We start from the raw sequence: 25,146 nt of genomic DNA on the forward strand, positions 1-25,146 counted from the left end.
CGGTCATGAGCCAATGGACAGCCATCTGCCGCGTCGACGACATCCCGGTGCTGGGCGCACGGCGCGTGGCGCGGCCCGCGGGCATCGACGTCGCGGTGTTCCGCAATGCCGAGAACCAGGTCTTCGCCCTGCTCGACCGCTGCCCCCACAAGGGCGGCCCGCTGAGCCAGGGCATCGTCTTCGGCACCAGCGTGGCCTGCCCGCTGCACAACTGGGCGATCGGGCTCGACGACGGCTGCGCGAAGTCGCCCGACGAAGGCTGCACGCCGCGCTTCGCGGTCAAGGTGGCGGACGGCGTGGTGCACCTGGACAGCGCGGAACTGGCCGGCCATGCCACCGGGCTCGAACGCCCGGTCGCCGGCCCGAAGCGCCCGGTCGCAGCTTGAGAAACGCCATGAACCAGACACGCTCCACCTGCCCGTACTGTGGCGTCGGTTGCGGCGTGATCATCGAATCCGATGGCGCGCAGATCACCGGCGTGCGCGGCGACCCCGAGCATCCCGCCAACTTCGGCCGCCTGTGCACCAAGGGCTCGACCCTGCACCTCACGGCCAGCGCCGCGGTCACGATGCAGACGCGCCTGCTGCGGCCCATGCAGCGCGCCACGCGAGGCTCGGCGCCCGAGCCGATCGGCTGGGACGGCGCGCTCGACCTCGCGGTCCGGAAGTTCGCCCAGGTGATCCGCGACCACGGCCCGGATGCCGTGGGCTTCTATGTCTCGGGCCAGTTGCTGACCGAGGACTACTACGTCTTCAACAAACTCGCCAAGGGCCTGATCGGCACCAACAACATCGACACCAACTCGCGCCTGTGCATGAGCAGCGCGGTGGCCGGCTACAAGCAGACGCTCGGCGCCGACGCGCCGCCGGCCTGCTATGACGACCTCAAGTCCGCCGACTGCCTGTTCATCGTCGGCAGCAACGCGGCCTGGGCGCATCCGATCCTGTTTCGCCGCATCGAGGACGCCAAGGCCGCCAACCCGGCGCTGAAGATCATCGTGGCCGATCCGCGCCGCACCGACACGGCGGAGATCGCCGACCTGTTCCTGCCGATCCAGCCCGGCACCGACGTGATGCTGTTCAACGGCATGCTGCACCTGATGCTCTGGGAAGGCTGGACCGATGCCCGCTACATCGCCGCGCACACCACGGGCTTCGATGCGCTCAAGGCCACCGTGCGCGACTGCACGCCCGACCGCGTGGCGCAGATCTGCGGCATCGCCAAGGACGACCTGCTGCAGGCCGCGCGGCTGTTCGCGACCTCGGCAGCGACCTTGAGCCTCTACTGCCAGGGCCTCAACCAGTCGTCCTCGGGCACCGCCAAGAACGCGGCGCTCATCAACCTGCACCTGGCCACCGCGCAGATCGGCAAGCCCGGGGCCGGTCCGTTCTCGCTGACCGGGCAGCCGAACGCGATGGGCGGCCGCGAGGTCGGTGGCCTGGCCAACCTGCTGTCGGCCCACCGCGATCTCGCCAACCCCGCGCACCGGGCCGAAGTCGCAGCCCTGTGGGGCGTGCCGGAGGTGCCGGCGAAGGCCGGCAAGACCGCGGTCGAGATGTTCCAGGCGGCGGCCGACGGCGAGATCCGGGCCCTCTGGATCGCTTGCACCAACCCGGCGCAGTCGATGCCCGACCAGTCGACGGTGCGCCGTGCGCTCCAGCGCTGCGAGTTCGTGGTGGTGCAGGAGGCCTTCTCGACCACCGCGACCTGCGACTACGCCGACCTCCTGCTGCCGGCCACCACCTGGGGCGAGAAGGAAGGCACGGTCACCAACAGCGAGCGCCGGATCTCGCGCGTGCGCCCGGCGGTGGCGGCGCCGGGGCAGGCGCGCAGCGACTGGGCGATCGGCGTGGACTTCGCGCGCCGGCTCGAAGCGCGCCTCGCGCGCGGCCACCTGCCGGCCACCCTCTTTCCCTACGCCAACGCCGAATCGGTCTGGAACGAGCACCGCGAGAGCACCCGCGGACGCGACCTCGACATTACCGGCATGAGCTACGCGATGCTCGAGGCAGCGCCGCAGCAATGGCCGCTGCGCGAGGGCGAAGCGTCCGGCCGTGCACGGCTCTACGAAGATGGCGTGTTCCCGACCCCCGATGGCCGGGCCCGCTTCGTCGACACGCCCTACAAGCCGGTGGCCGAGGCCCGCGAGGCGCGCTATCCGTTCTCGCTCAACACCGGCCGGCTGCGCGACCAGTGGCACGGCATGAGCCGCACCGGCACGCTGGGCCGGCTGTTCGGCCACGTGGCCGAGCCGAGCGTGCAGATGCACCCGCAGGACATGGCGCGCCGCCAACTGGCCGAAGGCGACCTCGTGCATGTGACGTCGCGCCGCGGCTCGATCGTGCTGCCGCTCGCCGCCAGCACGGAAGTCGGCCTGTCCCAGGCCTTCATCGCGATGCACTGGGGCGGCGAGTACCTGAGCGGCAGCTCGAGCACGGGCGAACGGCTGGCTGGCGTCAACGCACTCACCACGCCAAGCTACTGCCCCGACTCGAAGCAGCCGGAACTCAAGCACGCGGCAGTCAAGATCCTCAAGGCCGAGCTGCCCTGGTCGCTGCTCGCTGCCGCCTGGCTGCCCCAGGATGCGGCGCTGGACACCGCCGGCGCGCTGCGCGCGCTGATGCAGAGCTTTCCCTTCGCCAGCTGCGTTCCCTTCGGCACCGGCGGCGCGCTCGAAGGCGGCGCGCCCGAGCGCACCGGCATCCTCTTCCGTGCCGCCGGCTACGAGGCTCCGCCCGACGCCGTGCTGGCGCAGATCGAGGACCTGCTGGCGCTGGGCGGCGCCGACACGCTGCGCTACGCCGATGCCCGGCGCGGCCAGCGGCGCGCCGTGCGGCTGGCACGCGACGGCGCCGACGCCCGGCTCGAAGGCTTCCTGCTCGGCGGCGACACCCGCGCCGAAGCCTGGATCAAGGCCCTGCTGCAGGACCGCCTGCCGGCCCAGGCCTACGGCCGCCAGCTGCTGCGCCCCGGCGCCACGGCACCGGCCGGCGTGGCCGCGCGCGGCAAGGTCGTGTGCAGCTGCTTCGGCGTCACGCAGACCGCTATCGAGGCGCAGCTGGCGAGCGGCCCGGGCGACGAGACCGAAGGCCTGGCCGCACTGCAGGGCGCGCTCAAGTGCGGCACCAACTGCGGCTCCTGCCTGCCCGAACTCAAGCGCATGGTGCGTGCCGGCGTCGCGGGGCATAAGCCCACTGCCCAACCGGCATAAAGCATGCGGGACAATCCGGCACCCATGGGAATCAGCCACTACATCAAGGAAATCGGCCGCGGCGCACGCGGCGCGAAGCCGCTCGCCCGCGAGCAGGCCGCGGACCTGTTCGGCCAGGTGCTCGACGGCAGCATCACCGACCTCGAGATGGGCGCCTTCTGCCTGGCGATGCGGATCAAGGGCGAGACGCCCGAGGAACTTGCCGGCTTCCTCGATGCCACCCATGCCCGGCTGGCGCGCTTCCCGGCCGGCGAGCGGCCGCTGGTCGTGCTGCCGAGCTACAACGGCGCCCGCCGGCTGCCGGTGCTGACGCCGCTGCTGGCGCTGCTGCTGGCGCGCGAGGGGCTGCCGGTGCTGGTGCACGGCGCGGCCACCGAATCGACCCGGGTGCTGGCGTCCAGCGTGCTGGCCGCGCTCGAGGTGCCGGCGCTGGCGGCGATCCGCCCGATCGCCGGCGGCGAGGCGGTGTTCGCGCCGACCGCGCTGCTGAGCCCCGGGCTCAAGCGCCTGCTCGACGTGCGCCGCGTGGTCGGCCTGCGCAACCCGGGCCACAGCGTGGTCAAGCTGATGCAGCCCGCCCTCGGCGACTGCGTGGTGATCGGCAGCTACACCCATCCCGAATACGCGCGCTCGATGGCCGCCACCTTCGAGCTCACCGGCATGACCGCGCTGCTGTCGCGCGGCCTCGAGGGCGAAAGCGCAGCCGACCCGCGCCGCACCGCACAGGTCGACGGCTTCGTGCGCGGGCAGCGCATCGCGCTGCAGGCGCAGCAGCCCGGCACCCAGGCCGAGGTGCCCGGCCTGCCGAGCGAGATCGACGTCGAGACCACGGCCACCTACACCCGGCGCGTGCTGGCTGGCGAGCTGCCGGTGCCCGACGCGCTGGCGCAGCAGGTGGCGCACATCCTTCAATTGGCGCAGCGCGCGCAAGAGACACGCGCAGCCCACACCGCGGAGATCCCATGAGCCATCTTTCCCTCCAAGGCAGCTGCACCCTGGTGGGCGCCGGTCCCGGCGACCCCGAGCTGCTGACCCTCAAGGCGGTCAAGGCGATCCAGGCCGCGACCGTGCTGCTGGTCGACGACCTGGTCAACGACGAGATCCTGGCCTATGCCCGCCCCGGCGCCCGCATCGTCCACGTCGGCAAGCGCGGCGGCTGCCGCAGCACGCCGCAAGCCTTCATCGAGCGGCTGATGATCACCGCGGTGCAGGAAGGCGAGACCGTGGTCCGCCTGAAAGGCGGCGATCCCTTCATCTTCGGCCGCGGCGGCGAGGAGGTCGAGCACCTGCGCGAGCACGGCATCGAGGTCCGGGTCGTCAACGGCATCACGGCCGGCCTGGCCGCAGTCACGGCGCTGGGCGTGCCCCTGACCCACCGCGACCATGCCCAGGGCGTGGTGTTCGTCACCGGTCATGCCAAGACCGGCTACGCCGCCGGCGAACACCCGACCGACTGGCGCCAGCTGGCGGCCACCGCCCGCGACGCCCGCCTCACGCTGGTGATCTACATGGGCGTCGCCGGCGTCGCCCACATCCAGGACGAGCTGCTGCACGGACTGCCCGGCGACACCCCGGTCGCCGTGATCCAGCACGCCAGCCTGCCGCAGCAGCGCCACATCGCGACCACCCTGGCGCGGCTGCGCGCCGACATCGCGGGCGCGGCCATGGCCAGCCCGTCGGTGATCGTGGTCGGCGACGTGCTGCGCGGCCTGGCGGCGGCCGGCGTCCCGTCGGCCCGCTTCGGCACCTGAGACCGGCCCGTTGGACAGCTTCGACGTCGTCGTCATCGGCGCAGGCGCCGCCGGCCTCTTCTGTGCCGGCGTGGCGGGCCAGCGCGGCCTGAAGGTGCTGCTGCTCGACCATGGCGAGCGCATCGCCGAGAAGATCCGCATCTCGGGCGGCGGCCGCGCCAACTTCACCAACCGCGACCTCGACGTCCGCGCACCCCAGCGCCACTTCATCGGCGACAACCCGAACTTCTGCCGCTCCGCGCTGTCGCGCTACACGCCGCAGCAGTTCATCGCGCTGGTCCAGCGCCACGGCATCGCCTTCCACGAGAAGCACAAGGGCCAGCTGTTCTGCGACGGCCCGTCGCAGCAGATCATCGACATGCTGCTGGCCGAATGCGCGGCCGGCGGCGTGACCCACTGGCAACCCTGCAGCGTCGGCGCCGTCTCGTGGTCGGACGACGGCGGCTATGCGATCCAGACCGGCCGCGGCGCCGTGCGCACGCCCCGCCTGGTGGTCGCGACCGGGGGCCTCTCGATCCCGCAGATCGGCGCCAGCGACTTCGGCTACCGGATCGCCACCCAGTTCGGCCTGCGCGTCATCACGCCGCGGCCGGCGCTGGTGCCGCTGACCTTCGGCGGCGAGGCCTGGGAACCGTATGCGGGGCTGGCCGGGCTGGCGCTGCCGGTGCAGATCGAGACCGGCAGCAAGAAGGAGCGCATGGCGTTCCATGAAGACCTGCTGTTCACCCACCGCGGCCTGTCGGGTCCTGCGGTGCTGCAGATCTCGAGCTACTGGAAGCCCGGCGCGCCCCTGACCCTCGACTTCGCGCCCGGCACCGACGTCGCGGCGGCGCTGTCCGAGGCCAAGCAGCGCTCCCGCAAGCGGATCGGCAACGAGCTGGCGGCCTGGGTGCCGTCCCGGCTGGCCGACGCCTGGGTCGGCCAGGACGCCGCCCTGCAGCGCCCGATCAACGAGGCCGCCGACCGGGCGCTGGCGGCGCTGGCCGAGCGCATCGCGCGCTGGCAGATCACGCCCAGCGGCACCGAGGGCTACAAGAAGGCCGAGGTCACGGCCGGCGGCGTCGACACCCGCGACCTGTCCTCCCAGACCCTCGAATCGAAGCAGCCGGGACTCTATTTCATCGGCGAGGTGGTCGATGTCACGGGCTGGCTCGGCGGCTACAACTTCCAGTGGGCCTGGGCCAGTGCGCACGCCTGCGCCCAGGCGCTGGTGGCGCAACCCAAAGCTGACGCTATAATGTCGGGCTAACTTCGGCCTCCCCTCAACGGCCCACCCCATTTTTCAGTTGAGGAACCCCGGCCCGGGGCCTCGATCTCCCCAGGCCAAATGAACCAACCGATTCCTAAATGACCACCATCCGCGTAAAAGAAAACGAGCCCTTCGACGTCGCACTGCGCCGCTTCAAGCGCACCATCGAAAAGCTCGGCCTGCTGACCGACCTGCGTGCCCGCGAGTTCTACGAAAAGCCGACCGCCGAGCGCAAGCGCAAGAAGGCCGCGGCCGTCAAGCGCCACTACAAGCGCGTGCGCAGCATGCAGCTCCCCAAGAAGCTGTACTAAGCACCCGCAGCGTTGGCCACAGGCCACCGCCCGGTTCAATCCGGATCGAGCCGCGCCAGGGACACCCTGCCGCGGCTTTTGTTTGTCGCTCCATCAAAGAAAGCCAGCCATGAGCCTCAAGAACCAGATCACCGAAGACATGAAGACCGCGATGCGCGCCAAGGACGCCGAGCGCCTGGGCACCATCCGCCTGCTGCTCGCCGCCCTCAAGCAGAAGGAAGTCGACGAGCGCATCGAACTCGATGACGCGATGGTGGTCGCGATCGTCGACAAGCTGGTCAAGCAGCGCAAGGACTCGGTCGCCGCCTTCACCCAGGGCGGCCGCACCGACCTGGCCGACAAGGAAGCGGCCGAGATCAAGGTGCTCGAGGTCTACCTGCCGCAGCGCATGAGCGCCGACGAGGTGGCGGTCGAGGTCCGGGCGATCGTCGCCGAACTCGGCGCCAAGGGCCCGGGCGACATGGGCAAGGTGATGGGCGCGGTCAAGGCCAGGCTGGCCGGCAAGGCCGACATGGGCCAGGTCAGCGCCGCCGTCAAGGCGGCACTGGCCAGCGCCTGAGCATGAAGTCGCGCCCGGTCCTCAAGGCCTGCGCCTGCCTGGTCGACGCCCGGGGCCGGCTGCTGGTGTTCCACCATCCCGAGGACCGCGGCATGCAGCTGCCCAAGGGCACGATCGAGCCCGGCGAAGCGCCCGAGGACGCGGTGCGGCGCGAACTGCTGGAAGAGTCGGGGGTCGACTACGCGGGGCCGCTGGAGCCGCTGGGCACCATCGACCGCTACTGCGAGGCCGGCGTCGAAGGCAACAAGCACCGCCATCCGCAGTTGTGGCACCTGTTCCTGATGCGCATCGAACACCCGCTGCCCGAAACCTTCGACCATGTCGCCATGGGAAGTCCGGAAGAAGACGGGTTGGTGTTCAGCTTCAGCTGGCTGACGCCGGACGCGTCGCTGGAGAACTTCGCCGCGCCCTACGTCCGGGTGATCGAAAAAGTCCGCGCCGCGCTCGCCGCCTGAGCGCCGGCCCGGGCGCCGTTCTACCAGTTGGCTTCGCGCTCCGGGGTGGCCGAGATGTGGTGGATCGACAGGTCGGCGCCGTCGTACTCCTCCTCCTGCGACAGCCGCAGCCCCAGCGTGGCCTGCAGCACGCCGTAGACCGCTGCGCCGGCGACCAGCGCCCAGGCGACCCCGATCGCTACCCCGACCAGCTGGGCCCAGAGGTTCACCCCGCCGATGCCGCCGAGCGCCCGGCTGCCGAAGATCCCGGCCGCGATGCCGCCCCAGGTTCCGCAGAGGCCGTGCAGCGGCCAGACGCCGAGCACGTCGTCGATCTTCCACTTGTTCTGCGTCAGGGTGAACATCTTCACGAAGATCGCGCCGGCCACGCCTCCCACCACCAGCGCGCCGATCGGGTGCATCAGGTCGGAGCCGGCGCAGACCGCCACCAGGCCCGCCAGCGGCCCGTTGTAGACGAAGCCGGGGTCGTTCCTGCCCAACGCCAGCGCCACCAGCGTGCCGCCGACCATCGCCATCAGCGAATTGACCGCCACCAGGCCCGAGATCTTGTCGATCGTCTGGGCGCTCATCACGTTGAAGCCGAACCAGCCCACGCACAGGACCCAGGCGCCGAGGGCCAGGAACGGGATGTTGGAGGGCGGGTGCGCGCTCAGCGAGCCGTCGCCCCGGTAGCGGTTGCGGCGCGCCCCCAGCAGCAGCACCGCCGGCAGCGCCAGCCAGCCGCCCATCGCATGGACCACCACCGAGCCGGCGAAGTCGTGGAACTCGTTGCCCGTGACCCGGGCCAGCCAGTCCTGGATGCCGAAGGCCCGGTTCCAGGCGATGCCCTCGTAGAGCGGATACACCAGGCCCACGATGACGGCCGTGGCGATCAGCTGCGGCCAGAACTTCGCGCGCTCCGCGATGCCGCCCGAGATGATGGCCGGGATCGCCGCGGCGAAGGTGAGCAGGAAGAAGAAGCGCACCAGCTCGAAACCGCTGCCGGCCGCCAGTTGCTCGGCGCCGACGAAGAAGTGCGTGCCGTAGGCGACGCCGAAGCCGACCAGGAAATAGACGATGGTCGAGACCGAGAAGTCGACCAGGATCTTGACCAGCGCATTGACCTGGTTCTTCTTGCGAACGGTGCCGAGTTCGAGAAAGGCAAAACCCGCATGCATCGACAACACCATGATGGCGCCAAGGAGAAGAAAGAGCGCGTTCGTGCCCCGAGTGAGTGCATCCATTGGAGATTGGCTTTGATATTTGCTTGAAGATGGTGCGTCGACGCCGGATGGCCCGGCTGACGCACCGATCGAAAGCAAAAATGGTGCCAAAACGCTTCAGGACGGTGCTTTTCGGTCCATGTCGCTGCATGGCGCACCGAAACGGACTTCGGCGGTCGGCGCCCCAGGCCGGCGATCAGGCGAACGGATTCACCAGGCCGACACCGAAGGACTCGAAATCGCCGACGTTGCGGGTCACGACCTTCAGGCCATGGCGCAGGGCGGTGGCCGCGATCATCGCGTCTTCGTAGTGGGGGTCCGAGCGCCGATGCATCAGCCGGGCCCATATCCTGAAGGTCTGGGCATCCATCGGCAGACTGTTGTAGGTGGCTGCCACCTGGTCGGCCCAGTGCTCGATCTCGGCCGCCTTGACCGTATCCTGCTCTCGCGTCAGTTCGATCCCGGCCTGGATCTCGCCCAGGGTGACTGCGGACAGATGCAGATCGCTGTCGTCGACCGCCTGCAGCCAGGCCAGCACCGCACCATGGGGGCGCGGGCGCCGCAGTTCCGAAATCACATTGGTGTCGAGCAAGTACATTCGGCGTCAGTCGAGCGGCTCGGCCCGGCGCCGCCGCGCCCCGCCCCTCCGGGGCACCAGGCTATCCGTGCGGGCGGCATCGGACATCAGCAGCGCTTTCAGGGACGGCCTGGCGGCCGCCTGAAGCCGCTTCCATTCGGCCGCCGGCACCAGAACCGCGGCCTCCGCACCCCGGCGTGTCACCAACTGAGGCCCCTCCGCGAGGCAGGCGTCAAGGAACTCGCTGAAGCGTGCCTTGGCATCTTGAACTGGCCATGACTTCATCGCGACCTCCTTCAGACTAGTCAGATGACCAGTCTAACGACAATCTCATGCCCCCGCGACCTTCATGCGATTGACCAGCAGGGAACCCGTCGTCTTCGCCCCATAGTTGTACGCATCCGCGCCCACCGCCTCGATGCCCATCAGCATGTCCTTGAGGTTGCCGGCGATCGTGATCTCCTGCACCGGGAACGCGATCCGGCCCTTCTCGACCCAGAAGCCGCTGGCGCCGCGCGAATAGTCGCCCGTCACGTAGTTGACGCCCTGCCCCATCAACTCGATCACCAGCAGGCCGGTGCCCAGCTTCTCGAGCATGGCATCGAGGTCATCGGCCTTCTTCGTCAGGCGGGAGGTCAGCGTGAGGTTGTGCGAGCCGCCGGCGTTGCCGGTGGTCTTCATGCCCAGCTTGCGCGCCGAGTAGGTGCTGAGGAAATAGCCTTCGAGCCGTCCGGCGTCGACCACCTTGCGCTTGCGCGTCACGACGCCCTCGTCGTCGAAGGGCGAGCTGCCCTTGCCGCGCAGCAGATGCGGGTCTTCGACCACGTCGATGTGCTTGGGCAGCACCTTCTTGCCGAGCGAATCGAGCAGGAAGGTGCTTTTGCGATACAGCGCACCGCCGCTGGTGGCCTGCACCAGCCCGCCCAGCAGTCCGGCCGCCAGCGGCGACTCGAACAGCACCGGGCATTCGGTGGTCTTGATCTTGCGCGACTTGAGGCGGCTCAGGGCCCGCTCGGCGGCATAGCGGCCCACGGCCACCGGGCTCGCCAGCTCGTCGGCCGAGCGCATCGAGCTGTACCAGGCGTCGCGCTGCATGTCGTCGCCCTTGCCGGCGATCGGCGCCACCGAGATCGAATGGCGCGAGCTGGCATAGCCGCCGCGGAAGCCGCGGGTGTGGGCGCTGAAGAAATGGCTTTGCTGCGCCGAGACCCCGGCACCTTCGCTGTTGGTGATGCGCTTGTCGGTCGACAGGGCCGCGGCCTCGCACTCCAGCGCCAGCTGGGCGGCCTGTTCGCTCGTGACGTCCCAGGGGTGGAACAGGTCGAGGTCCGGCTGCTCCTTGGCGATATCAGCCTCGTCGGGCAGGCCGCTGACCGGGTCCTCGGCCGTGAAGCGGGCGATGTCGTAGGCCGCCTGCACGGTCTGGGCGATCGCCGCCTCGGAGAAGTCGGAGGTGCTGGCATTGCCGCGGCGGTGGCCCACGTAGACCGTGACGCCGAGCGACTTGTCGCGGTTGCGCTCGACGTTTTCGAGCTCGCCCTTGCGCACCGAGACGCTCAGGCCGCAGCCCTCGGACGCCTCCGCGCCGGCATCGGTCGCTCCGAGCTTCTTGGCATGGGCCAAGGCCGAATCGACCAGGTTTTCGAAGAAAGGACGGCTGTAGGCGAAGCCGGAGTCGGCGCGCGAGGAAGATGTGGTCATGTGTTGGCTATGATACTTGCGCCCCCTGTTCCCGATGGTGCGGCCAACGATTGCATCTATGTCCCGCAAACCCAAAAAAGGCTACTTCGTCCGTGGCGAGTTCGTGGCCGAAGGCAGCGAACTCGATCTGGAGCTCAAGCGCGAGCTCAAGGGCACCGACGCCGCCAGCAAGACCGACCTCAAACGCGAGAGCGCCGAACTGCAGGCGCTGGGCGAAGCCCTGCTCGGCCTGCGCGCCGGCCTGTTCGACACGCTCGACCTGGGCGACAAGCTCAAGGACGCCATTGCCGACGCCAAGCGCATCACCAACTTCGAGGGCAAGCGGCGCCAGATGCAGTTCATCGGCAAGCTGATGCGCGGCCTCGACGCCGAGGTGCTCGACGCGGTCCGCGCCGCCCTGGCCGAGCAGGACCGCCTGCCGGCCGAAGAAACCGCGGCGCTGCACGAAGCCGAGCGCTGGCGCGACCGGCTGATCGCCGACGACGACGCCCTCGGCGGCTGGATCGAGACCCACCCGGCCACCGATGCCCAGCAACTGCGCGCCCTGGTGCGCCAGGCCCGCAAGGACATCAAGGCCGGCCCGGCGGGCGAGGCGCCGCGGCAGGGCAAGGCCTACCGCGAGGTGTTCCAGATCGTGCGCGCCCAGCTGCGCGTGCATGGCACGGCCGACCTCGCCGACGAGGCGGCCGAGCAGGCGCGCGAGGACGACGCATGACGGCGTTCGATCCGGTCCGCATCGGCATCGTCTCGGTCAGCGACCGCGCTTCCAGCGGCGTCTACGAAGACAAGGGCCTGCCGGCTCTCAAGGACTGGCTGCAGCGCGCCCTGCGCAATCCGATCAGCTTCGAATCGCGGCTGATCCCCGACGAGCAGGCCGGCATCAGCACGGCACTGATCGCGCTGGTCGACGCCGGCTGCTCGCTGGTGCTGACCACCGGCGGCACCGGCCCGGCCCTGCGCGACGTCACGCCGGAAGCCACGCTGGCCGTGGCCCACAAGGAAATGCCGGGCTTTGGCGAGCAGATGCGGCAAGTCAGCCTGCACTTCGTGCCGACCGCGATCCTGTCGCGCCAGGTCGCGGTGATCCGCGAGCGCAGCCTGATCATCAACCTGCCGGGCCAGCCGAAGGCGATCGCCGAGACGCTCGAAGGACTGCGCAACGCCGACGGCACGCAGGCGGTGCCGGGCATCTTCGCGGCGGTGCCCTACTGCATCGACCTGATCGGCGGGCCCTACCTGGAGACCGACGACGCGGTCTGCAAGGCGTTTCGGCCGAAGTCCGCGATTCGTCCCAGCCAGCCCTAGTCAGTTGAGGACAGAGCAAAAACTGCTGCGCAGTTTGTTGGTCTGTCCCGCAAGGTCTCAGGAGAGCGTGTACGCAGTCTTCACGACAGTGAAGAACTCCTGCGCATACCTGCCCTGCTCGCGCGGCCCGTAGCTCGACCCCTTGCGGCCGCCGAAGGGCACGTGGTAGTCCACCCCCGCCGTCGGCAGGTTGACCATCACCATGCCCGCCTGGCTGTGGCGCTTGAAATGCGTCGCGTGCTTCAGCGAGGTGGTGGCGATGCCGGCCGACAGGCCGAACTCGGTGTCGTTGGCCGTGGCCAGCGCTTCCTCGTAGTTCTTCACCCGGATCACGCTCGCCACCGGCCCGAAGATCTCTTCCTTGTTGATGCGCATCGACGCCGCCGACTCGCTGAACAGCGCCGGCGACATGTAGTAGCCGTCGGTCTCCAGCTTCAGCCGCTCGCCGCCCGCGGCCAGCGTGGCGCCCTCGCCCTTGCCGATCGCGATGTACTCCAGGTCCTGGTCGAGCTGCGACTTCGAGGACACCGGACCGATGTCGGTGCCCTGCGCCAGCGCATCGCCGACCTTGATCTTCGCCATCCGCGCCTTCATCGCCTCGATGAACTTCGGATAGATGCCTTCGGTCACGATCAGCCGGCTCGACGCGGTGCAGCGCTGGCCGGTCGAATAGAAGGCGCTCTGCACGCTGAGCTCCACCGCCTGGTTCAGGTCGGCGTCGTCCAGCACCACCTGCGGGTTCTTGCCGCCCATCTCGAGCTGCACCTTCTTGTGGTTGGTCGCGCACTGGATGGCGATGTTGCGGCCCACGCCGACCGAGCCGGTGAAGCTGATCGCGTGGATGCCCGGGTGGTTGACCAACGCATCGCCGATCACGCTGCCGCGGCCCATCACCAGGTTGAACACGCCCGCCGGAATGCCAGAACGGCTGATGATCTCGGCCAGCGCCCAGGCGCAGCCCGGCACCAGGTCGGCCGGCTTCATCACCACGCAGTTGCCGAAGGCCAGCGCCGGGGCGATCTTCCAGGCCGGGATGGCGATCGGGAAATTCCATGGCGTGATCAGGCCGACCACGCCCACCGGCTCGCGCGTGATCTCGATGCCGATGCCGGGGCGCACCGACGGCAGCACCTCGCCCGACAGGCGCAGGCATTCGCCGGCGAAGAACTTGAAGATCTGCGCCGCGCGGGTGGCTTCGCCGATGCCTTCGGCCTTGGTCTTGCCTTCTTCGCGCGCCAGCAGCGTGCCGAGTTCTTCCTTGCGCGCCAGGATCTCGTTGCCGATCTTCTCGAGCGCCTCGGAGCGCGCCTGGATGCCGCCCGTCGACCAGGCCGGGAAGGCGGCGGTGGCCGCCGCCACGGCGGCGTCGACCTGGGCCGCGTCGCCCTGCGCGTACTGGCCCAGCACGTCGCCGAGATTGCTCGGGTTGACGTTCGGGCTGTAGCTGGCGGCCGCGCGCCATTCGCCGTTGATGAGGTTGTCGAAGTTCTGCATGGCAGGGTCCTTGGAAATCGGGGTGGGGAAAGGCAGCTTACTGCGGCGGGCGCACCGCCTGGCGGGCCAGCAGCTTCCAGTCGCCGCCCGGGCCCTGTTGCTGCCAGACGCCGAGGATCTTGATGCTGACCTTGCCGGGCTTGCCGGAGTCGTTGGTGTCGGCCGTGAGCGTATGGCGCACGATCGCGACGTTGTCGATGACCTTGATGGTCTGCTCGGTGATCGCGATGGTCACGAAGTCCGACTTGCCGTCCATCAGGTCGCTGATGAAACTGGTCTTGGTGTCGACCTTGCCGCCCGAGTGGCCGTAGCTCAGGTCGTCGGCCACCAGCGCATTGAGCGCTGCGGGCGTCGGGTCGATCATCGCCACGCGCAGCTTCTCTGCCGCGGCGGCGACCGCGGGCGACTTGGCCGCCTCGTTGCCACGCATCGTGGTGCAGCCGGCGAAGGCCGCGGTGGCGGCAGCGATCAAGACCAGTTTCTTCAGCATTGTGTTGTCTCCTGTTGTTGTGATTGCAAGCGCTTGGGAAATTACTGCGGGCCGAGCTTGTCGATCAGCGCGGCCAGGGCCTGGTATTCGTCGGCCTTGAGCTCGGTCAGCGGCGTGCGCACCGGACCGGCATCGTGGCCGACGATCTTCGCGCCGGCCTTCACGATGCTCACGGCGTAGCCTTGGCCCTTGTTGCGGATGTCCAGGTAGGGCATGAAGAAGTCCTTCAGCAGGCGGTGCTGCGTCGCGATGTCGTCCTTGGCGACCGCATGGTAGAAGTCCATCGCGGTCTTCGGAATGAAGTTGAACACCGCCGACGAATACACCGGCGTGCCGAGCGCCTTGTAGGCCGCGGCATAGACCTCTGCCGTCGGCAGGCCGCCGAGGTAGGCGAAGCGGTCGCCCATGCGCAGGTGGATCGCGCTCATGAGTTCGATGTCGCCGATGCCGTCCTTGAAGCCGACCAGGTTCGGGCAGCGCTCGGCCAGCTTCTCGAGCGTGTCGGGGTAGAGCTTGCTCTGGCCGCGGTTGTAGACGATGACGCCGAACTTCACGCTCTTGCAGACCGCCTCGACATGCGCCGCCAGGCCTTCCTGGCCGGCTTCGGTCAGGTAGTGCGGCAGCAGCAGCACGCCATGGGCGCCGGCCTTCTCGGCCGCCTGTGCGCACTGGATCGCGAAGCGCGTCGGGCCGCCGGCGCCAGCGATGATCGGCACCACGCCGCGACAGGTGTCGACCGCGGTCTGGATGATGCCGGGGTACTCGTCGCCGGTCAGCGAGAAGAATTCACCGGTGCCGCCGGCCGCGAACAGCGCGCTCGCGCCATAGGGCGCCAGCCATTCGAGGCGCTTCTCGTAGCTTTTCTTGTCGAAGTCGCCATTGCGGTCGAAATCGGTGAGCGGGAAGGACAGCAGGCCGGAGCCCATGATGGTCTTGAGTTCTTGAGGCGTCATTTTTTGGAAGGACAGGGTGGTGGAAAGGGAGAGGTCAGGCCGCCGCCGGGCCGCTCCCAAGGCGGCCTGCGGCCCCCTCGGGGGGCAGCGACCACACGAAGTGAGCGAGCGTGGGGGTCATTCAGTCCAGCTTGATCTGGGCGGCGTTCACGACCTTGGCCCAGCGGGCGCGTTCCTTCTCGAAGAACTGGTCCTGCTCGACCGGCGTCATGGTCACGACTTCGGCGCCCTGCCCGGCCAGCCGCGAGCGGATGTCGGGCGTGCGGATGATCGCGATCAGTTCCTTGTTGAGGCGCTGCACCAGCGCTTCGGGCGTGCCGCGCGGCACCAGGATGCCTTGCCAGGTCCCGGATTCGAAGCCGGGCACGCCCTGCTCGGCAATGGTCGGCACATCGCCGATCAGCGGCATGCGCGTGGGCTTGGACACGCCCAGCACCTTGAGCTTGCCGCTCTGCACATGCGGCAGCGTCGCCAGCATGCCATTCATCAGCACCTGGGTCTGGCCGGCGACGGTGTCCTGCACCGCCTGCACGCCGCCCTTGTAGGGCACATAGACCCAGCGGGCGCCGCTCGCGCGCTCGAGCGCGACGCCGGCCAGGTGCGGCGCACTGCCGGTGGCGGTGACCGCGAAATTGAGGTCGGACTTCTTCGACAGCGCGACCAGTTCCTTCAGGTTGTTGGCCGGCACCGACGGATGCACCACCAGCAGGTGCGGCGAGTAGGCCAGCATGGTCACGCCGCGCAGGTCCTTGGCGGGATCGAAGGACAGTTTGGTGTAGACCGAGGGGCTGATCGCCAGCGCGCCGACATCGCAAAGCAGCAGCGTGTAGCCGTCGGGCTGGGCCTTGGACACCAGGTCGGCGCCGAGATTGCCATTGGCGCCGGCACGGTTCTCGACGATCACCGAGGTCTTCAGCGCTTCGGCCAGCGGCACGCTGATCGAGCGGGCGATGATGTCGGACGACCCGCCGGGCGGGTACGGCACGACGATGCGGATCGGCTTCGAGGGCCAGGCGTCGGCGGCCTGTGCGGCACCACCGGCGGCCAGCAGTCCGCTGCCGAGTGCACCTAGTACCAGATGGCGTCGATTCAAGCGCATGGGTTTGTCTCCAGGGTCGTTGGGGAATGAGAGTCGCATGGTAGCGATGTCGTCAGTCATCGTACAACTAGATCCGACAGATGTCCAGCAAAAGACCTGCGCCGCCGCTCAGGCCGCCGGCCCCTGCCCTGCGGCCGCGGTCTCGGCGTCGAGCCGGGCCGCTTCCTGGGCGAGGCGAAGCCGTTCGCGGCTGTTGGTGAGATGGATGCGCATCGCCGCGCGGGCCGACTCGGCGTCGCGGCGCGCGATCGCCGCGTAGATTTCCTCGTGCTCGCGGTTCACGCGGCTCAGGTATTCGCCGCGCCGGTCGTGATTGCGGATGGCGGTGATCCGGGTGCGCGGAATGATCGTGGTGCCGAGGTGGCTCATGATGTCCGCGAAGTAGGGATTGCCGGTCGCCTGCGCAATCTGCAGGTGGAAGCGGAAATCGGGCGCCACGGTATCGCCGGCGGTCGTCACGTTGTGTTCGAAGTCGTCGAGCGCCTGCCGCATGGCGGCCAGCTGTCCCTCGGTGCGGCGGGTCGCGGCCAGGCCTGCGGACTCGGTCTCCAGGCTGATGCGCAGCTCGAGCACTGCGAGCACGTCGACCGAGGTCGCGATGTCCGAGGCCTCGAGCCGGAACATGCCGGCGGCGCGCGGCTGCAGCACGAAGGTGCCGATGCCGTGGTGGGTCTCGACCAGCCCGCCTGCCTGCAGCTTGGAGAGCGCCTCGCGCACCACGGTGCGACTCACGCCGTAGGTCTGCATGATGGCCGACTCGGTCGGCAGTTTGTCGCCCGGGCGCAATTGCTGGCTGCGGATCTTGTCGCCGAGGTCGTCGACCAGGCCATGCGCCAGGCCCCGCACCCTGCGGCGCGGAGGAGCGCCGCCGGCTTCGGTGGTTGCGGTAGACCCCGTTGACAGGTTCGACATGGCGTGATGATAATCGCCTCCACGTTGTACGACAACCGATAACTTACGACCACCGACAGAGACACGAATGAGCGCCGCTTCTGCTTCCGCCACCCCTTCCTCCCCCGTCCTCCAAGTCGGCCGCCTCCTCCTGACCGGCGCCGCCGGCGGCCTGGGCAAGGTCCTGCGCGAACGCCTGCGTCCCTACGCGGGCGTGCTGCGCCTCTCCGACATCGCATCGCTGTCAGCGGCCGAAGGCCCGCACGAGGAAGTCGTCGCCTGCGACCTGTCCGACAAGCAGGCGGTCGATGCGCTGGTGGCCGGCTGCGACGCCATCGTGCATCTGGGCGGCGTGTCGGTGGAACGGCCCTTCGAGGAGATCCTCGAGGCCAACATCAAGGGCGTGTTCCATATCTACGAGGCGGCCCGCCGGCACGGCGTGAAGCGCGTGGTGTTCGCCAGCTCCAACCACGTGATCGGCTTCTACAAGCAGGACGAGCACCTCGACGCGCACGTCCAGCGCCGGCCCGATGGCTACTACGGCCTGTCGAAGTCCTTCGGCGAGGACGTGGCCCAGTTCTACTTCGACCGCTGGGGCATCGAGACCGTGAGCATCCGCATCGGCTCCTCGTTCCCCGAGCCCCTCAACCGCCGCATGATGAGCACCTGGCTCAGCTACCGCGACCTGACCACGCTGATCGAGAAGTCGCTGTTCACGCCGGGCGTCGGGCACACGGTGGTCTACGGCGTGTCGGCCAACCGCGACGTCTGGTGGGACAACTCGGGCGCCGCCGTCCTCGGCTACGCGCCGCAAGACACGTCCGAAGTCTTTCGCGACAAGGTCGAGCAGCAGCCACCGGTCGCATCCACCGACCCCAACGCCATCTACCAGGGCGGCGCCTTCACCGCTCAGGGTCCGTTCGGAGACTGAGCGCCATGGGGAGCCAAGCCGAACTCGTGGTCGACGCGCGCTGCGGCACGGGCGAGAGCCCGGTGTGGTCGGTGGCGGAGTCCGCCTTGTACTGGGTCGACATTCCCGGCCGCGCGCTGCACCGCTGGTCGGCGGCCGGCCACACGCAGTGGGCCAGCGACGAAATGCCGGCCTGCATCGCGCCGCGCGCCGACCTGCCGGGCAGCTGGATCGCCGGCATGGAGAGCGGCCTGTTCTCGCTCACGCCGCAGGACGGCGGCACGCTCGCTGCCACCCGGCTCGCCGAGGTGTCGCACGCGCGGCCCGGCATGCGTTTCAACGACGGCCGCTGCGACCGCCAGGGCCGCTTCTGGGCCGGCACGATGCTGATGGACATGGCTGCGGGCGCCCGCGTCGGCCGGCTCTACCGCCACGACAAGGGCAGCCTCGCGCCGTCGCTGCAGCTCGACGACCTGATCGTGCCGAACGGACTCGCCTTCAGCCCCGACGGCCGCACGATGTACCTGTCGGACTCGCATCCCGGCGTGCAGACGATCTGGGCCTTCGACTACGACACCGCTACCGGCACGCCATCGAAGCGCCGCGTGTTCGTGGACATGAATCCCCTGCCCGGCCGTCCCGACGGCGCCGCTGTCGATGCCGACGGCTGCTACTGGATCTGCGGCAACGACGCCGGCCAGGTGCACCGCTTCACGCCCGAGGGACGGCTCGACCGTTCGCTCGAGGTGCCGGTCAAGAAGCCGGCGATGTGCGCCTTCGGCGGCCCCAAGCTCGACACCCTGTTCGTCACCTCGATCCGCCCGGGCGGCGACCTGTCGGACCAGCCGCTGGCCGGCGGCGTGTTCGCGCTGCGGCCGGGCACGCAGGGCATTCCGGAGCCGGCCTTCGACGGCTGAACCGATCGCTTTCAATTTTTCACGACAACCACCAGAAAGAGGAAGACAAATGAAGTTCAACAAGCACGCACTCATCGTCGCCATCGCGGCCGGCGTGACCGCGATGGCCGCGCAGGCCACCGAGTTCCGGTCGGCCGACATCCACCCCGATGACTACCCGACCGTGACCGCGGTCAAGTTCATGGGCGAACGGCTCAAGGAGCTCTCCGGCGGCAAGGACACCATCAAGGTGTTCAACAACAGCGCCCTGGGCAGCGAGAAGGACACCATCGAGCAGACCAAGATCGGCGCGCTGCAGATGGTGCGCGTGAACATCGCGCCGATGAACAACATCTGCCCCGAGACGCAGGTGCCGACGATGCCCTTCCTGTTCCGCTCGGTCGACCATCTGCACAAGGTGCTGGACGGCCCGATCGGCGAGGAAATCCTCAAGTCCTGCGAGAAGCAGGGCTTCATCGGCCTGGCCTACTACGACAGCGGTGCGCGCTCGATGTTCACGGCCAAGAAGCCGGTGCGCAGCTTCGCCGACATGAAGGGCCAGAAGGTCCGCGTGCAGCAGTCCGACCTGTGGGTCTCGATGCTCGAGGCGATGGGCGCCAACGCCACGCCGATGCCGATGGGCGAGGTCTACACCGGCCTCAAGACCGGCCTGATCGACGCCGCCGAGAACAACTACCCGACCTATGAAAGCTCGCGCGCCTTCGAGGTCGCCAAGTACTACACCAAGACCGAGCACTCGATGGCCCCCGAGATGCTGCTGTTCTCCAAGCGCGCGTGGGACAAGCTGACGCCGCAGGAACAGGGCTGGCTGCGCCAGGCCGCCAAGGAGTCGGTGCCCTACATGCGCAAGCAATGGCAGGAGCGCGAAGTGAAGTCGCTCGCGACCGTGAAGGCCGGCGGCGCCGAGATCATCGACATCGACAAGGCCCCGTTCCAGGCCGCGATGAAGCCGGTCTACGACAAGTTCATCGTCGACGCCAAGCTCAAGGACCTCGTCAAGCGCGTGCAGGAAACGAAGTAATCGTCTGAGCCCGGCCGCCCTCCCCGCACGCGGGAGGGCGTCGCCAACCCACATCATCATGTACACGAAAATCTGCCGCACGCTGGCTCGCGCCTGCATGTGGCTGGGCATCTTCGGCCTCGTCGCGGTGATCTGCGCCGTGAGCTGGCAGGTGTTCGGCCGCTACGTCCTCAACAACACCCCCACCTGGGCCGAGAGCCTGGCGCTGCTGCTGGTGCTCTACGTCACCATGCTCGGCGTCGCCGTCGGCGTGCGCGATGCGGGCCACATCGGCCTCGAGTCCTTCCTGGTGCTGGCGCCCGACTCGCTGCGCCTCAAGATGGAATTCCTGATCCACTTCCTGATCCTGCTGTTCGGCGCCGCGATGGCCTGGAACTGCGCCTCGCTGGCCGAATCGGTCTGGGGGTACCGCCTGCCCACGCTGTGGATCTCCGAAGGCTGGAAATACGTGCCGGCCGCAGTGTCCGGCGTCCTCATCGTGATGTTCTCGATCGAACACATCATCGCGCTCGCCCAAGGCCGCGAAGTCGAACCCGCCTGGGGCTGAGCCATGACCATTCCTCTCCTGATCCTCTGCATCTCCTTCACGGTCTTCCTGCTGCTGGGCGTGCCGGTGGCGTTCTCCATCGGCCTGTCGGCCCTGTCCACCCTGCTCTACGAAGGCCTGCCGCTGGAAGTCGGCTTCCAGCAGATGACCTCCGGCATGGGGATCTTCTCGTTCCTCGCGATCCCGTTCTTCATCTTCGCCGGCGAGCTGATGCTCTACGGCGGCATCGCCGACCGCATCGTCAACTTCGCGCGCAACCTCGTGGGCCACGTGCGCGGCGGCCTGGGCATGTCGAATGTGGTGGCCTGCACCTTGTTCGGCGGCGTCTCGGGCTCGCCCGTGGCCGACGTCTCGGCCATGGGCGCCGTGATGATCCCGATGATGAAGAAGGAGGGCTATCACGCCGACTACGCGGTCAACGTGACGACCCACGCGGCCCTGGTCGGCGCGCTGATGCCGACCAGCCACAACCTGATCATCTATTCGCTCGCGGCGGGCGGCAAGGTGTCGATCGCGGCGCTGATCCTCGCGGCACTGCTGCCCGCGGCGGTGCTGACCATCAGCAACCTGGCGGCGGCCTACCTGGTGGCGGTCAAGCGCGGCTATCCGGCCGGCACCTTCCCGGGCTGGCAGATCGTGGCCCGCTCGTTCGCGGCCGCACTGCCGGGCCTGTTCATCGTCGTGCTGATCCTCGGCGGCATCCTGTCGGGCGTCTTCACCGCGACCGAATCGGCCGCCGTGGCCGTGCTCTATGCGCTGGCGCTGACGATCCTGGTCTACCGCACGCTGAAGTGGGAGCACTTCATCAAAGCGGCGGCGAAGGCGGTCCGCACCACGGGCGTGATCCTGCTGCTGATCGGCATCTCGAGCACCTTCGGCTATCTGATCAGCCTCTACGGCGTGGCCGAACTCACCGGCCAGATGCTGTCGCAGATCACGACCACGCCGTGGATGATCTTCCTGCTGATCAACATCATCCTGTTCGTGCTGGGCACCTTCCTGGACATGGCGGCGACCATCCTGCTGTGCACGCCGATCTTCCTGCCGATCGCGCAGCAGTACGGCATGACTTCGGTGCAATTCGGCGTCGTGATGCTGATCAATTGCGCCCTGGGCCTCAACACCCCGCCGGTGGGCACGACCCAGTTCGTCGGCTGCGCGATCGGGGGGGTCTCGGTCGGCACCGTGATGAAGACCATCTGGCCCTTCTATGGCGCGCTGATCTTCGCGCTCGGCGTCGTCACCTTCGTGCCGGCCTTCTCGACCTGGCTGCCGGGCCTGTTCATGGTGGTCAAGTAAGGGAGCGCACATGTCGGAACCGTCAAGCCGCCGGTCACCATCAGCGACGCCTTCTCGGGCGTCACGGCCAACCCGGCGGTGGGCTTCCGCACCGACTTGCCGGTGCGCGCCGACGCAACCGTGATTTTCTTGGACACCGAAGTGCGCGACGGCATCGATCAGCTGACCTCGCGCGCGACCGCCCCCGAGGTGGCCGAGGCGATGATCCGCGAAACGGCCTGGTACGACGCCCAACTCGAGCGCGGGCGGGTCGACCTCGACCGATCAGATCCCTTCCGTCCCCAACTGACCAGATAGCAGACAAGGAGAACACCCACCATGGAAGACCTCAAAGGCCGCACTGCCCTCGTCACCGGCGCCAGCACCGGCATCGGCGCCGCTGTCGCCATCGCCTACGCCGCCCGCGGGATGCGCGTCGCCGTCCACTACAACAGCTCGACCGCGGCGGCAGAGCAGGTCGTCGCCACCATCCAGGCCGCCGGCGGCGAGGCCTTCGCGCTCCAGGCCGACGTCCGCGACAGCGCCGCGATCCGCCGGGTGGTCGGCGAGGCCCACGACCGGTTGGGCGCGATCGACGTGCTGGTCAACAACGCCGGCAGTCTGGTCAAGCGGCTGCCGATCGCCGACTTCGACGACGCCGTGTTCGACGAGGTGCTGCACATCAACGCGCGCTCGGTGCTCGCCTTCTGCCGCGAGGTGGTGCCGCTGATGCGCGCCCAGGGGCGCGGCGGCAGCATCGTCAACGTGTCGTCGATCGCGGCGCGCAACGGCGGCGGCCCGGGCGCCTATCTCTATGCCGGCGCCAAGGGCTTCGTCAGCACCGCGACGCGCGGCCTGGCGAAGGAGCTGGCGCCCGACAAGATCCGCGTCAATGCCGTGTCGCCGGGCGTGATCCAGACGCCCTTCCACGACCGCTTCTCGACGCCGCAGCTGCTGGAATCCTTCAAGGCGGCGATTCCGCTGGCCCGCATCGGCGAGCCGGACGACTGCGTCGGCGCCTTCCTGTACCTCGCTTCCGAGCAGCTGTCGGGCTACGTGACCGGGCAGATCCTCGAGGTGAACGGCGGCCAGTACATGCCCTGAGGCCCCCACCGCCGCCCGGACGCACAGATCAACAACAACGGAGACACGCACTTGAACACCGGAACCCTGCGCGGCCTGGCCGCATTCACGGCCGCGGCCGCCCTGTCCCTGGGCCTGGCCGCCGGCGCCGCGGCGCAAAGCGACTTCCCCAACCACACCGTCGAGCTGCTGGTGCCCTACCAGCCCGGCGGCGGCACCGATGGCCTGGCGCGCACCTTCGCCGACGCCAGCCGCAAGCACATGTCGCAGAGCATGGTGATCATCAACCGCCCCGGCGCCGGCGGCGCGATCGGCTGGACCGAGGTGATCAACGCCAAGCCGGACGGCTACAAGCTCGCGGTGCTCACGGTCGAGCTGCTGACCTTGCCGCACCTGGGGCTGGCCAAGTTCAACTACGACGATTTCCAGCCGATCGCCCAGCTCAACGCCGACCCGGCCGCCATCACGGTCAAGGCCGACGCGCCGTGGAACACGGTCGAGGAATTCCTCGCCGCCGCCAAGAAAGACCCCGAGGGCGTGCGGATGGGCAATTCCGGCAACGGCTCGATCTGGCACCTGGCGGCCGCGGCGCTCGAAGACAAGACCGGCGCGAAGTTCAATCACATCCCGTTCCAGGGTGCCGCGCCCGCGGTGCTGGCGCTGCTCGGCGGCCACATCGAGGCCGTCGCCGTGAGTCCGGCCGAGGTCACGACCCACGTGCAGTCGGGCAAGCTCAAGATGCTGATGGTCATGGCCGACCAGCGCGTGAAGAGTTTCGAGAAGGTGCCGACCGCCAAGGAGCGCGGCATCGACCTCTCGATCGGCACCTGGCGCGGTCTCGGCGCCCCGAAGAACACCCCGCCCGAAGTGATGGCCAAGCTGCGCGAGATCACCGCCAAAACCGCCGCCGAGCCGATGATGCGCGAGGCCATGGAGAAGCAGAACCTGGGCTATGTCTACACCGACGGCGCGGCCTTCCAGCAGACCCTGGCGCGGGACAACGCCTATTACAAGAGCCTGATCGCCAAGCTCAACATCAAGCCCTGAGACCCGGGAAGCCGAAGGAGACCGCATGCAACGCCGCACCCTGATCCGCACCGCCCTCGCCTCGCTCGCCGCCGGCCTGCCGGCCGTGCCCGCGCTGGCCCAGGCTTCGTGGCCGACCGGCAAGCCGATCACCTACCTGGTGCCATTCCCGGCCGGCGGCACCACCGACCTGCTGGCCCGCCTGATCGCGCAGAAGCTCGGCCCGGCGCTGGGCACCAGCGTGATCATCGACAACAAGGGCGGCGCCGGCGGCAGCATCGGCTCGGAGGTCGCGGCGCGGGCGGCGCCGGATGGCTTCACGCTGCTGGGCGGCACCATCAGCTCGCACGCCATCAACGTCAGCCTCTACCCCAAGATCGGCTACGACCCGCAGAAGTCCTTTGCGCCGGTGACGCTGATCGGCACCAATCCGGTGGTGCTGGTGGTCAACCATGCGAGCCCGTACAAGACGCTGAAGGAACTGCTCGACGCCAGCCGCGCCAAGCCGGGCGGGCTGTCCTCGGCCTCGGCCGGCACCGGCACCTCGCAGCACCTGGCGCTGGAGCTGATGGCCTTCAAGTCGGGCGTCAAGTTCACGCACGTGCCTTACAAGGGCAGCGGCCCGGCGATCCAGGACGTGATCGGCGGCCAGGTCGACATGATGTTCGACACCACCGTGGTCGCCGGCCCGCATATACAAAGCGGCAAGCTGCGCGCCCTGGCCGTGACCTCGGCCAAGCGGCTGGCGTCGATGCCGAACGTGCCGACGGTGGCCGAATCGGGCATCCCGGGGCTGGCCGACTTCGAGGTGGTGTCCTGGCAGGCGATCTTCGTGCCGGCCGGCACGCCGGCGCCGATCGTCGATCGCCTGCACAACGAAATCCGCAAGATCCTGGCCCAGCCGGAGATGCAGGAGAAGCTGAAAGGCTTCGGCATGGAGCCGGCGGATATGACGACCGCCCAGATCGCGGCATTCCAGAAGTCCGAAGTCGACAAATGGGCCCAGGTGATCAAAGCCGCGAACATCAAGGCCGAATAGGCCGCAGGGTGGGTTTCGTCCTGCGAAATGCGCCCGGGGCGCTCGCTAGAATCGCCTACCGTTTTCCTGGGATTTCG

The 25,146-nt window shown here is 68.7% G+C and carries 27 protein-coding genes and 1 pseudogene; 19 read left to right on the top strand and 9 right to left on the bottom strand.

Annotated elements, in window-relative coordinates:
• Positions 1-5: 5 nt before the first annotated feature.
• The 8 genes from nirD (at position 6) to QZH52_RS12285 (ending at position 7,536) form a co-directional block, all read left to right on the top strand.
• Complete coding sequence (gene nirD / locus QZH52_RS12250) at positions 6-386, top strand: nitrite reductase small subunit NirD (RefSeq protein WP_301808761.1); 381 nt, start codon at positions 6-8, stop codon at positions 384-386.
• A gap of 8 nt (positions 387-394) precedes the next feature.
• On the top strand, positions 395-3,211 hold the full coding sequence (locus QZH52_RS12255) for a nitrate reductase (RefSeq protein ID WP_301808764.1): 2,817 nt from the start codon (positions 395-397) through the stop codon (positions 3,209-3,211).
• 24 nt (positions 3,212-3,235) lie between these two features.
• Complete coding sequence (gene ybiB / locus QZH52_RS12260; protein WP_301808766.1) at positions 3,236-4,177, top strand: DNA-binding protein YbiB; 942 nt, start codon at positions 3,236-3,238, stop codon at positions 4,175-4,177.
• Complete coding sequence (gene cobA / locus QZH52_RS12265; RefSeq protein ID WP_301808769.1) at positions 4,174-4,962, top strand: uroporphyrinogen-III C-methyltransferase; 789 nt, start codon at positions 4,174-4,176, stop codon at positions 4,960-4,962. The genes ybiB and cobA overlap by 4 nt, the downstream gene beginning before the upstream one ends.
• Before the next feature lie 10 nt (positions 4,963-4,972).
• Entirely contained in the window at positions 4,973-6,211 is a 1,239-nt protein-coding gene (locus QZH52_RS12270) for a BaiN/RdsA family NAD(P)/FAD-dependent oxidoreductase (RefSeq protein WP_301808771.1), read from the top strand.
• Between the two features lie 98 nt (positions 6,212-6,309).
• Positions 6,310-6,522 (top strand): 30S ribosomal protein S21, encoded by a 213-nt coding sequence (gene rpsU / locus QZH52_RS12275; protein WP_007833691.1) that lies wholly within the window; start codon positions 6,310-6,312, stop codon positions 6,520-6,522.
• A gap of 109 nt (positions 6,523-6,631) precedes the next feature.
• Complete coding sequence (locus QZH52_RS12280) at positions 6,632-7,081, top strand: GatB/YqeY domain-containing protein (protein WP_286532205.1); 450 nt, start codon at positions 6,632-6,634, stop codon at positions 7,079-7,081.
• Positions 7,082-7,083: 2 nt separating this feature from the next.
• Positions 7,084-7,536, top strand: coding sequence for an NUDIX domain-containing protein (locus tag QZH52_RS12285; protein ID WP_301809069.1), 453 nt, complete (start codon positions 7,084-7,086; stop codon positions 7,534-7,536).
• Positions 7,537-7,556: 20 nt separating this feature from the next.
• Here the strand turns inward: QZH52_RS12285 and QZH52_RS12290 are convergent, their stop codons facing one another.
• The 4 genes from QZH52_RS12290 to pmbA all read right to left on the bottom strand — a co-directional run bounded on the left by QZH52_RS12290 (position 7,557) and on the right by pmbA (position 11,016).
• On the bottom strand, positions 7,557-8,759 hold the full coding sequence (locus tag QZH52_RS12290) for an ammonium transporter (protein ID WP_286526132.1): 1,203 nt from the start codon (positions 8,757-8,759) through the stop codon (positions 7,557-7,559).
• A gap of 175 nt (positions 8,760-8,934) precedes the next feature.
• Complete coding sequence (locus QZH52_RS12295) at positions 8,935-9,336, bottom strand: type II toxin-antitoxin system VapC family toxin (RefSeq protein ID WP_301809071.1); 402 nt, start codon at positions 9,334-9,336, stop codon at positions 8,935-8,937.
• Between the two features lie 6 nt (positions 9,337-9,342).
• Positions 9,343-9,600 (bottom strand): type II toxin-antitoxin system Phd/YefM family antitoxin, encoded by a 258-nt coding sequence (locus QZH52_RS12300; protein ID WP_301809073.1) that lies wholly within the window; start codon positions 9,598-9,600, stop codon positions 9,343-9,345.
• Positions 9,601-9,645: 45 nt separating this feature from the next.
• Complete coding sequence (gene pmbA / locus QZH52_RS12305; protein WP_301809076.1) at positions 9,646-11,016, bottom strand: metalloprotease PmbA; 1,371 nt, start codon at positions 11,014-11,016, stop codon at positions 9,646-9,648.
• Positions 11,017-11,074: 58 nt separating this feature from the next.
• On the opposite strand from pmbA, the gene yjgA reads away from it, so the two are divergent.
• Complete coding sequence (gene yjgA, locus QZH52_RS12310) at positions 11,075-11,731, top strand: ribosome biogenesis factor YjgA (protein WP_301809078.1); 657 nt, start codon at positions 11,075-11,077, stop codon at positions 11,729-11,731.
• Between the two features lie 26 nt (positions 11,732-11,757).
• Positions 11,758-12,321: a molybdopterin adenylyltransferase gene (gene mog, locus QZH52_RS12315; protein WP_436411572.1), complete on the top strand. Its 564-nt coding sequence runs from the start codon at positions 11,758-11,760 to the stop codon at positions 12,319-12,321.
• A 57-nt stretch (positions 12,322-12,378) separates the two neighbouring features.
• Here mog and QZH52_RS12320 read toward each other — a convergent pair whose 3' ends face one another.
• From QZH52_RS12320 to QZH52_RS12340, 5 genes are all read right to left on the bottom strand, one after another.
• The gene (locus QZH52_RS12320; RefSeq protein ID WP_301809082.1) at positions 12,379-13,815 is read right to left on the bottom strand and encodes an aldehyde dehydrogenase family protein; all 1,437 of its coding nucleotides are present in this window, start codon (positions 13,813-13,815) and stop codon (positions 12,379-12,381) included.
• Between the two features lie 37 nt (positions 13,816-13,852).
• The gene (locus QZH52_RS12325; RefSeq protein ID WP_286371343.1) at positions 13,853-14,305 is read right to left on the bottom strand and encodes a nuclear transport factor 2 family protein; all 453 of its coding nucleotides are present in this window, start codon (positions 14,303-14,305) and stop codon (positions 13,853-13,855) included.
• 41 nt (positions 14,306-14,346) lie between these two features.
• Positions 14,347-15,258, bottom strand: coding sequence for a 5-dehydro-4-deoxyglucarate dehydratase (kdgD, locus tag QZH52_RS12330; protein WP_286526149.1), 912 nt, complete (start codon positions 15,256-15,258; stop codon positions 14,347-14,349).
• Between the two features lie 121 nt (positions 15,259-15,379).
• Complete coding sequence (locus tag QZH52_RS12335) at positions 15,380-16,357, bottom strand: Bug family tripartite tricarboxylate transporter substrate binding protein (protein WP_301809090.1); 978 nt, start codon at positions 16,355-16,357, stop codon at positions 15,380-15,382.
• Positions 16,358-16,465: 108 nt separating this feature from the next.
• Positions 16,466-17,269, bottom strand: coding sequence for a FadR/GntR family transcriptional regulator (locus QZH52_RS12340; RefSeq protein WP_301809092.1), 804 nt, complete (start codon positions 17,267-17,269; stop codon positions 16,466-16,468).
• Between the two features lie 67 nt (positions 17,270-17,336).
• Between QZH52_RS12340 and QZH52_RS12345 the strand changes: the two genes are divergently transcribed.
• The 9 genes and pseudogenes from QZH52_RS12345 (at position 17,337) to QZH52_RS12385 (ending at position 25,069) form a co-directional block, all read left to right on the top strand.
• Entirely contained in the window at positions 17,337-18,179 is an 843-nt protein-coding gene (locus QZH52_RS12345) for an NAD-dependent epimerase/dehydratase family protein (RefSeq protein ID WP_286532185.1), read from the top strand.
• Positions 18,180-18,184: 5 nt separating this feature from the next.
• Positions 18,185-19,075: an SMP-30/gluconolactonase/LRE family protein gene (locus QZH52_RS12350; protein WP_301809096.1), complete on the top strand. Its 891-nt coding sequence runs from the start codon at positions 18,185-18,187 to the stop codon at positions 19,073-19,075.
• A gap of 49 nt (positions 19,076-19,124) precedes the next feature.
• On the top strand, positions 19,125-20,096 hold the full coding sequence (locus tag QZH52_RS12355) for a TRAP transporter substrate-binding protein (protein ID WP_301809099.1): 972 nt from the start codon (positions 19,125-19,127) through the stop codon (positions 20,094-20,096).
• A 58-nt stretch (positions 20,097-20,154) separates the two neighbouring features.
• Entirely contained in the window at positions 20,155-20,643 is a 489-nt protein-coding gene (locus QZH52_RS12360) for a TRAP transporter small permease (protein WP_301809101.1), read from the top strand.
• A 3-nt stretch (positions 20,644-20,646) separates the two neighbouring features.
• The gene (locus QZH52_RS12365) at positions 20,647-21,942 is read left to right on the top strand and encodes a TRAP transporter large permease (RefSeq protein WP_301809104.1); all 1,296 of its coding nucleotides are present in this window, start codon (positions 20,647-20,649) and stop codon (positions 21,940-21,942) included.
• Positions 21,943-21,984: 42 nt separating this feature from the next.
• Positions 21,985-22,197, top strand: a pseudogene (gene garD, locus QZH52_RS12370) (galactarate dehydratase); the annotation flags it as partial.
• A 63-nt stretch (positions 22,198-22,260) separates the two neighbouring features.
• The gene (locus QZH52_RS12375) at positions 22,261-23,025 is read left to right on the top strand and encodes an SDR family NAD(P)-dependent oxidoreductase (protein ID WP_301809106.1); all 765 of its coding nucleotides are present in this window, start codon (positions 22,261-22,263) and stop codon (positions 23,023-23,025) included.
• Positions 23,026-23,076: 51 nt separating this feature from the next.
• Complete coding sequence (locus QZH52_RS12380; RefSeq protein WP_301809108.1) at positions 23,077-24,051, top strand: tripartite tricarboxylate transporter substrate binding protein; 975 nt, start codon at positions 23,077-23,079, stop codon at positions 24,049-24,051.
• 25 nt (positions 24,052-24,076) lie between these two features.
• Positions 24,077-25,069 (top strand): Bug family tripartite tricarboxylate transporter substrate binding protein, encoded by a 993-nt coding sequence (locus QZH52_RS12385; RefSeq protein ID WP_301809109.1) that lies wholly within the window; start codon positions 24,077-24,079, stop codon positions 25,067-25,069.
• The last annotated feature ends 77 nt before the right edge of the window (positions 25,070-25,146 follow it).

This window comes from Variovorax ginsengisoli, from assembly GCF_030486595.1.
Taxonomy (GTDB): Bacteria; Pseudomonadota; Gammaproteobacteria; order Burkholderiales; family Burkholderiaceae_C; genus Variovorax; species Variovorax ginsengisoli_B.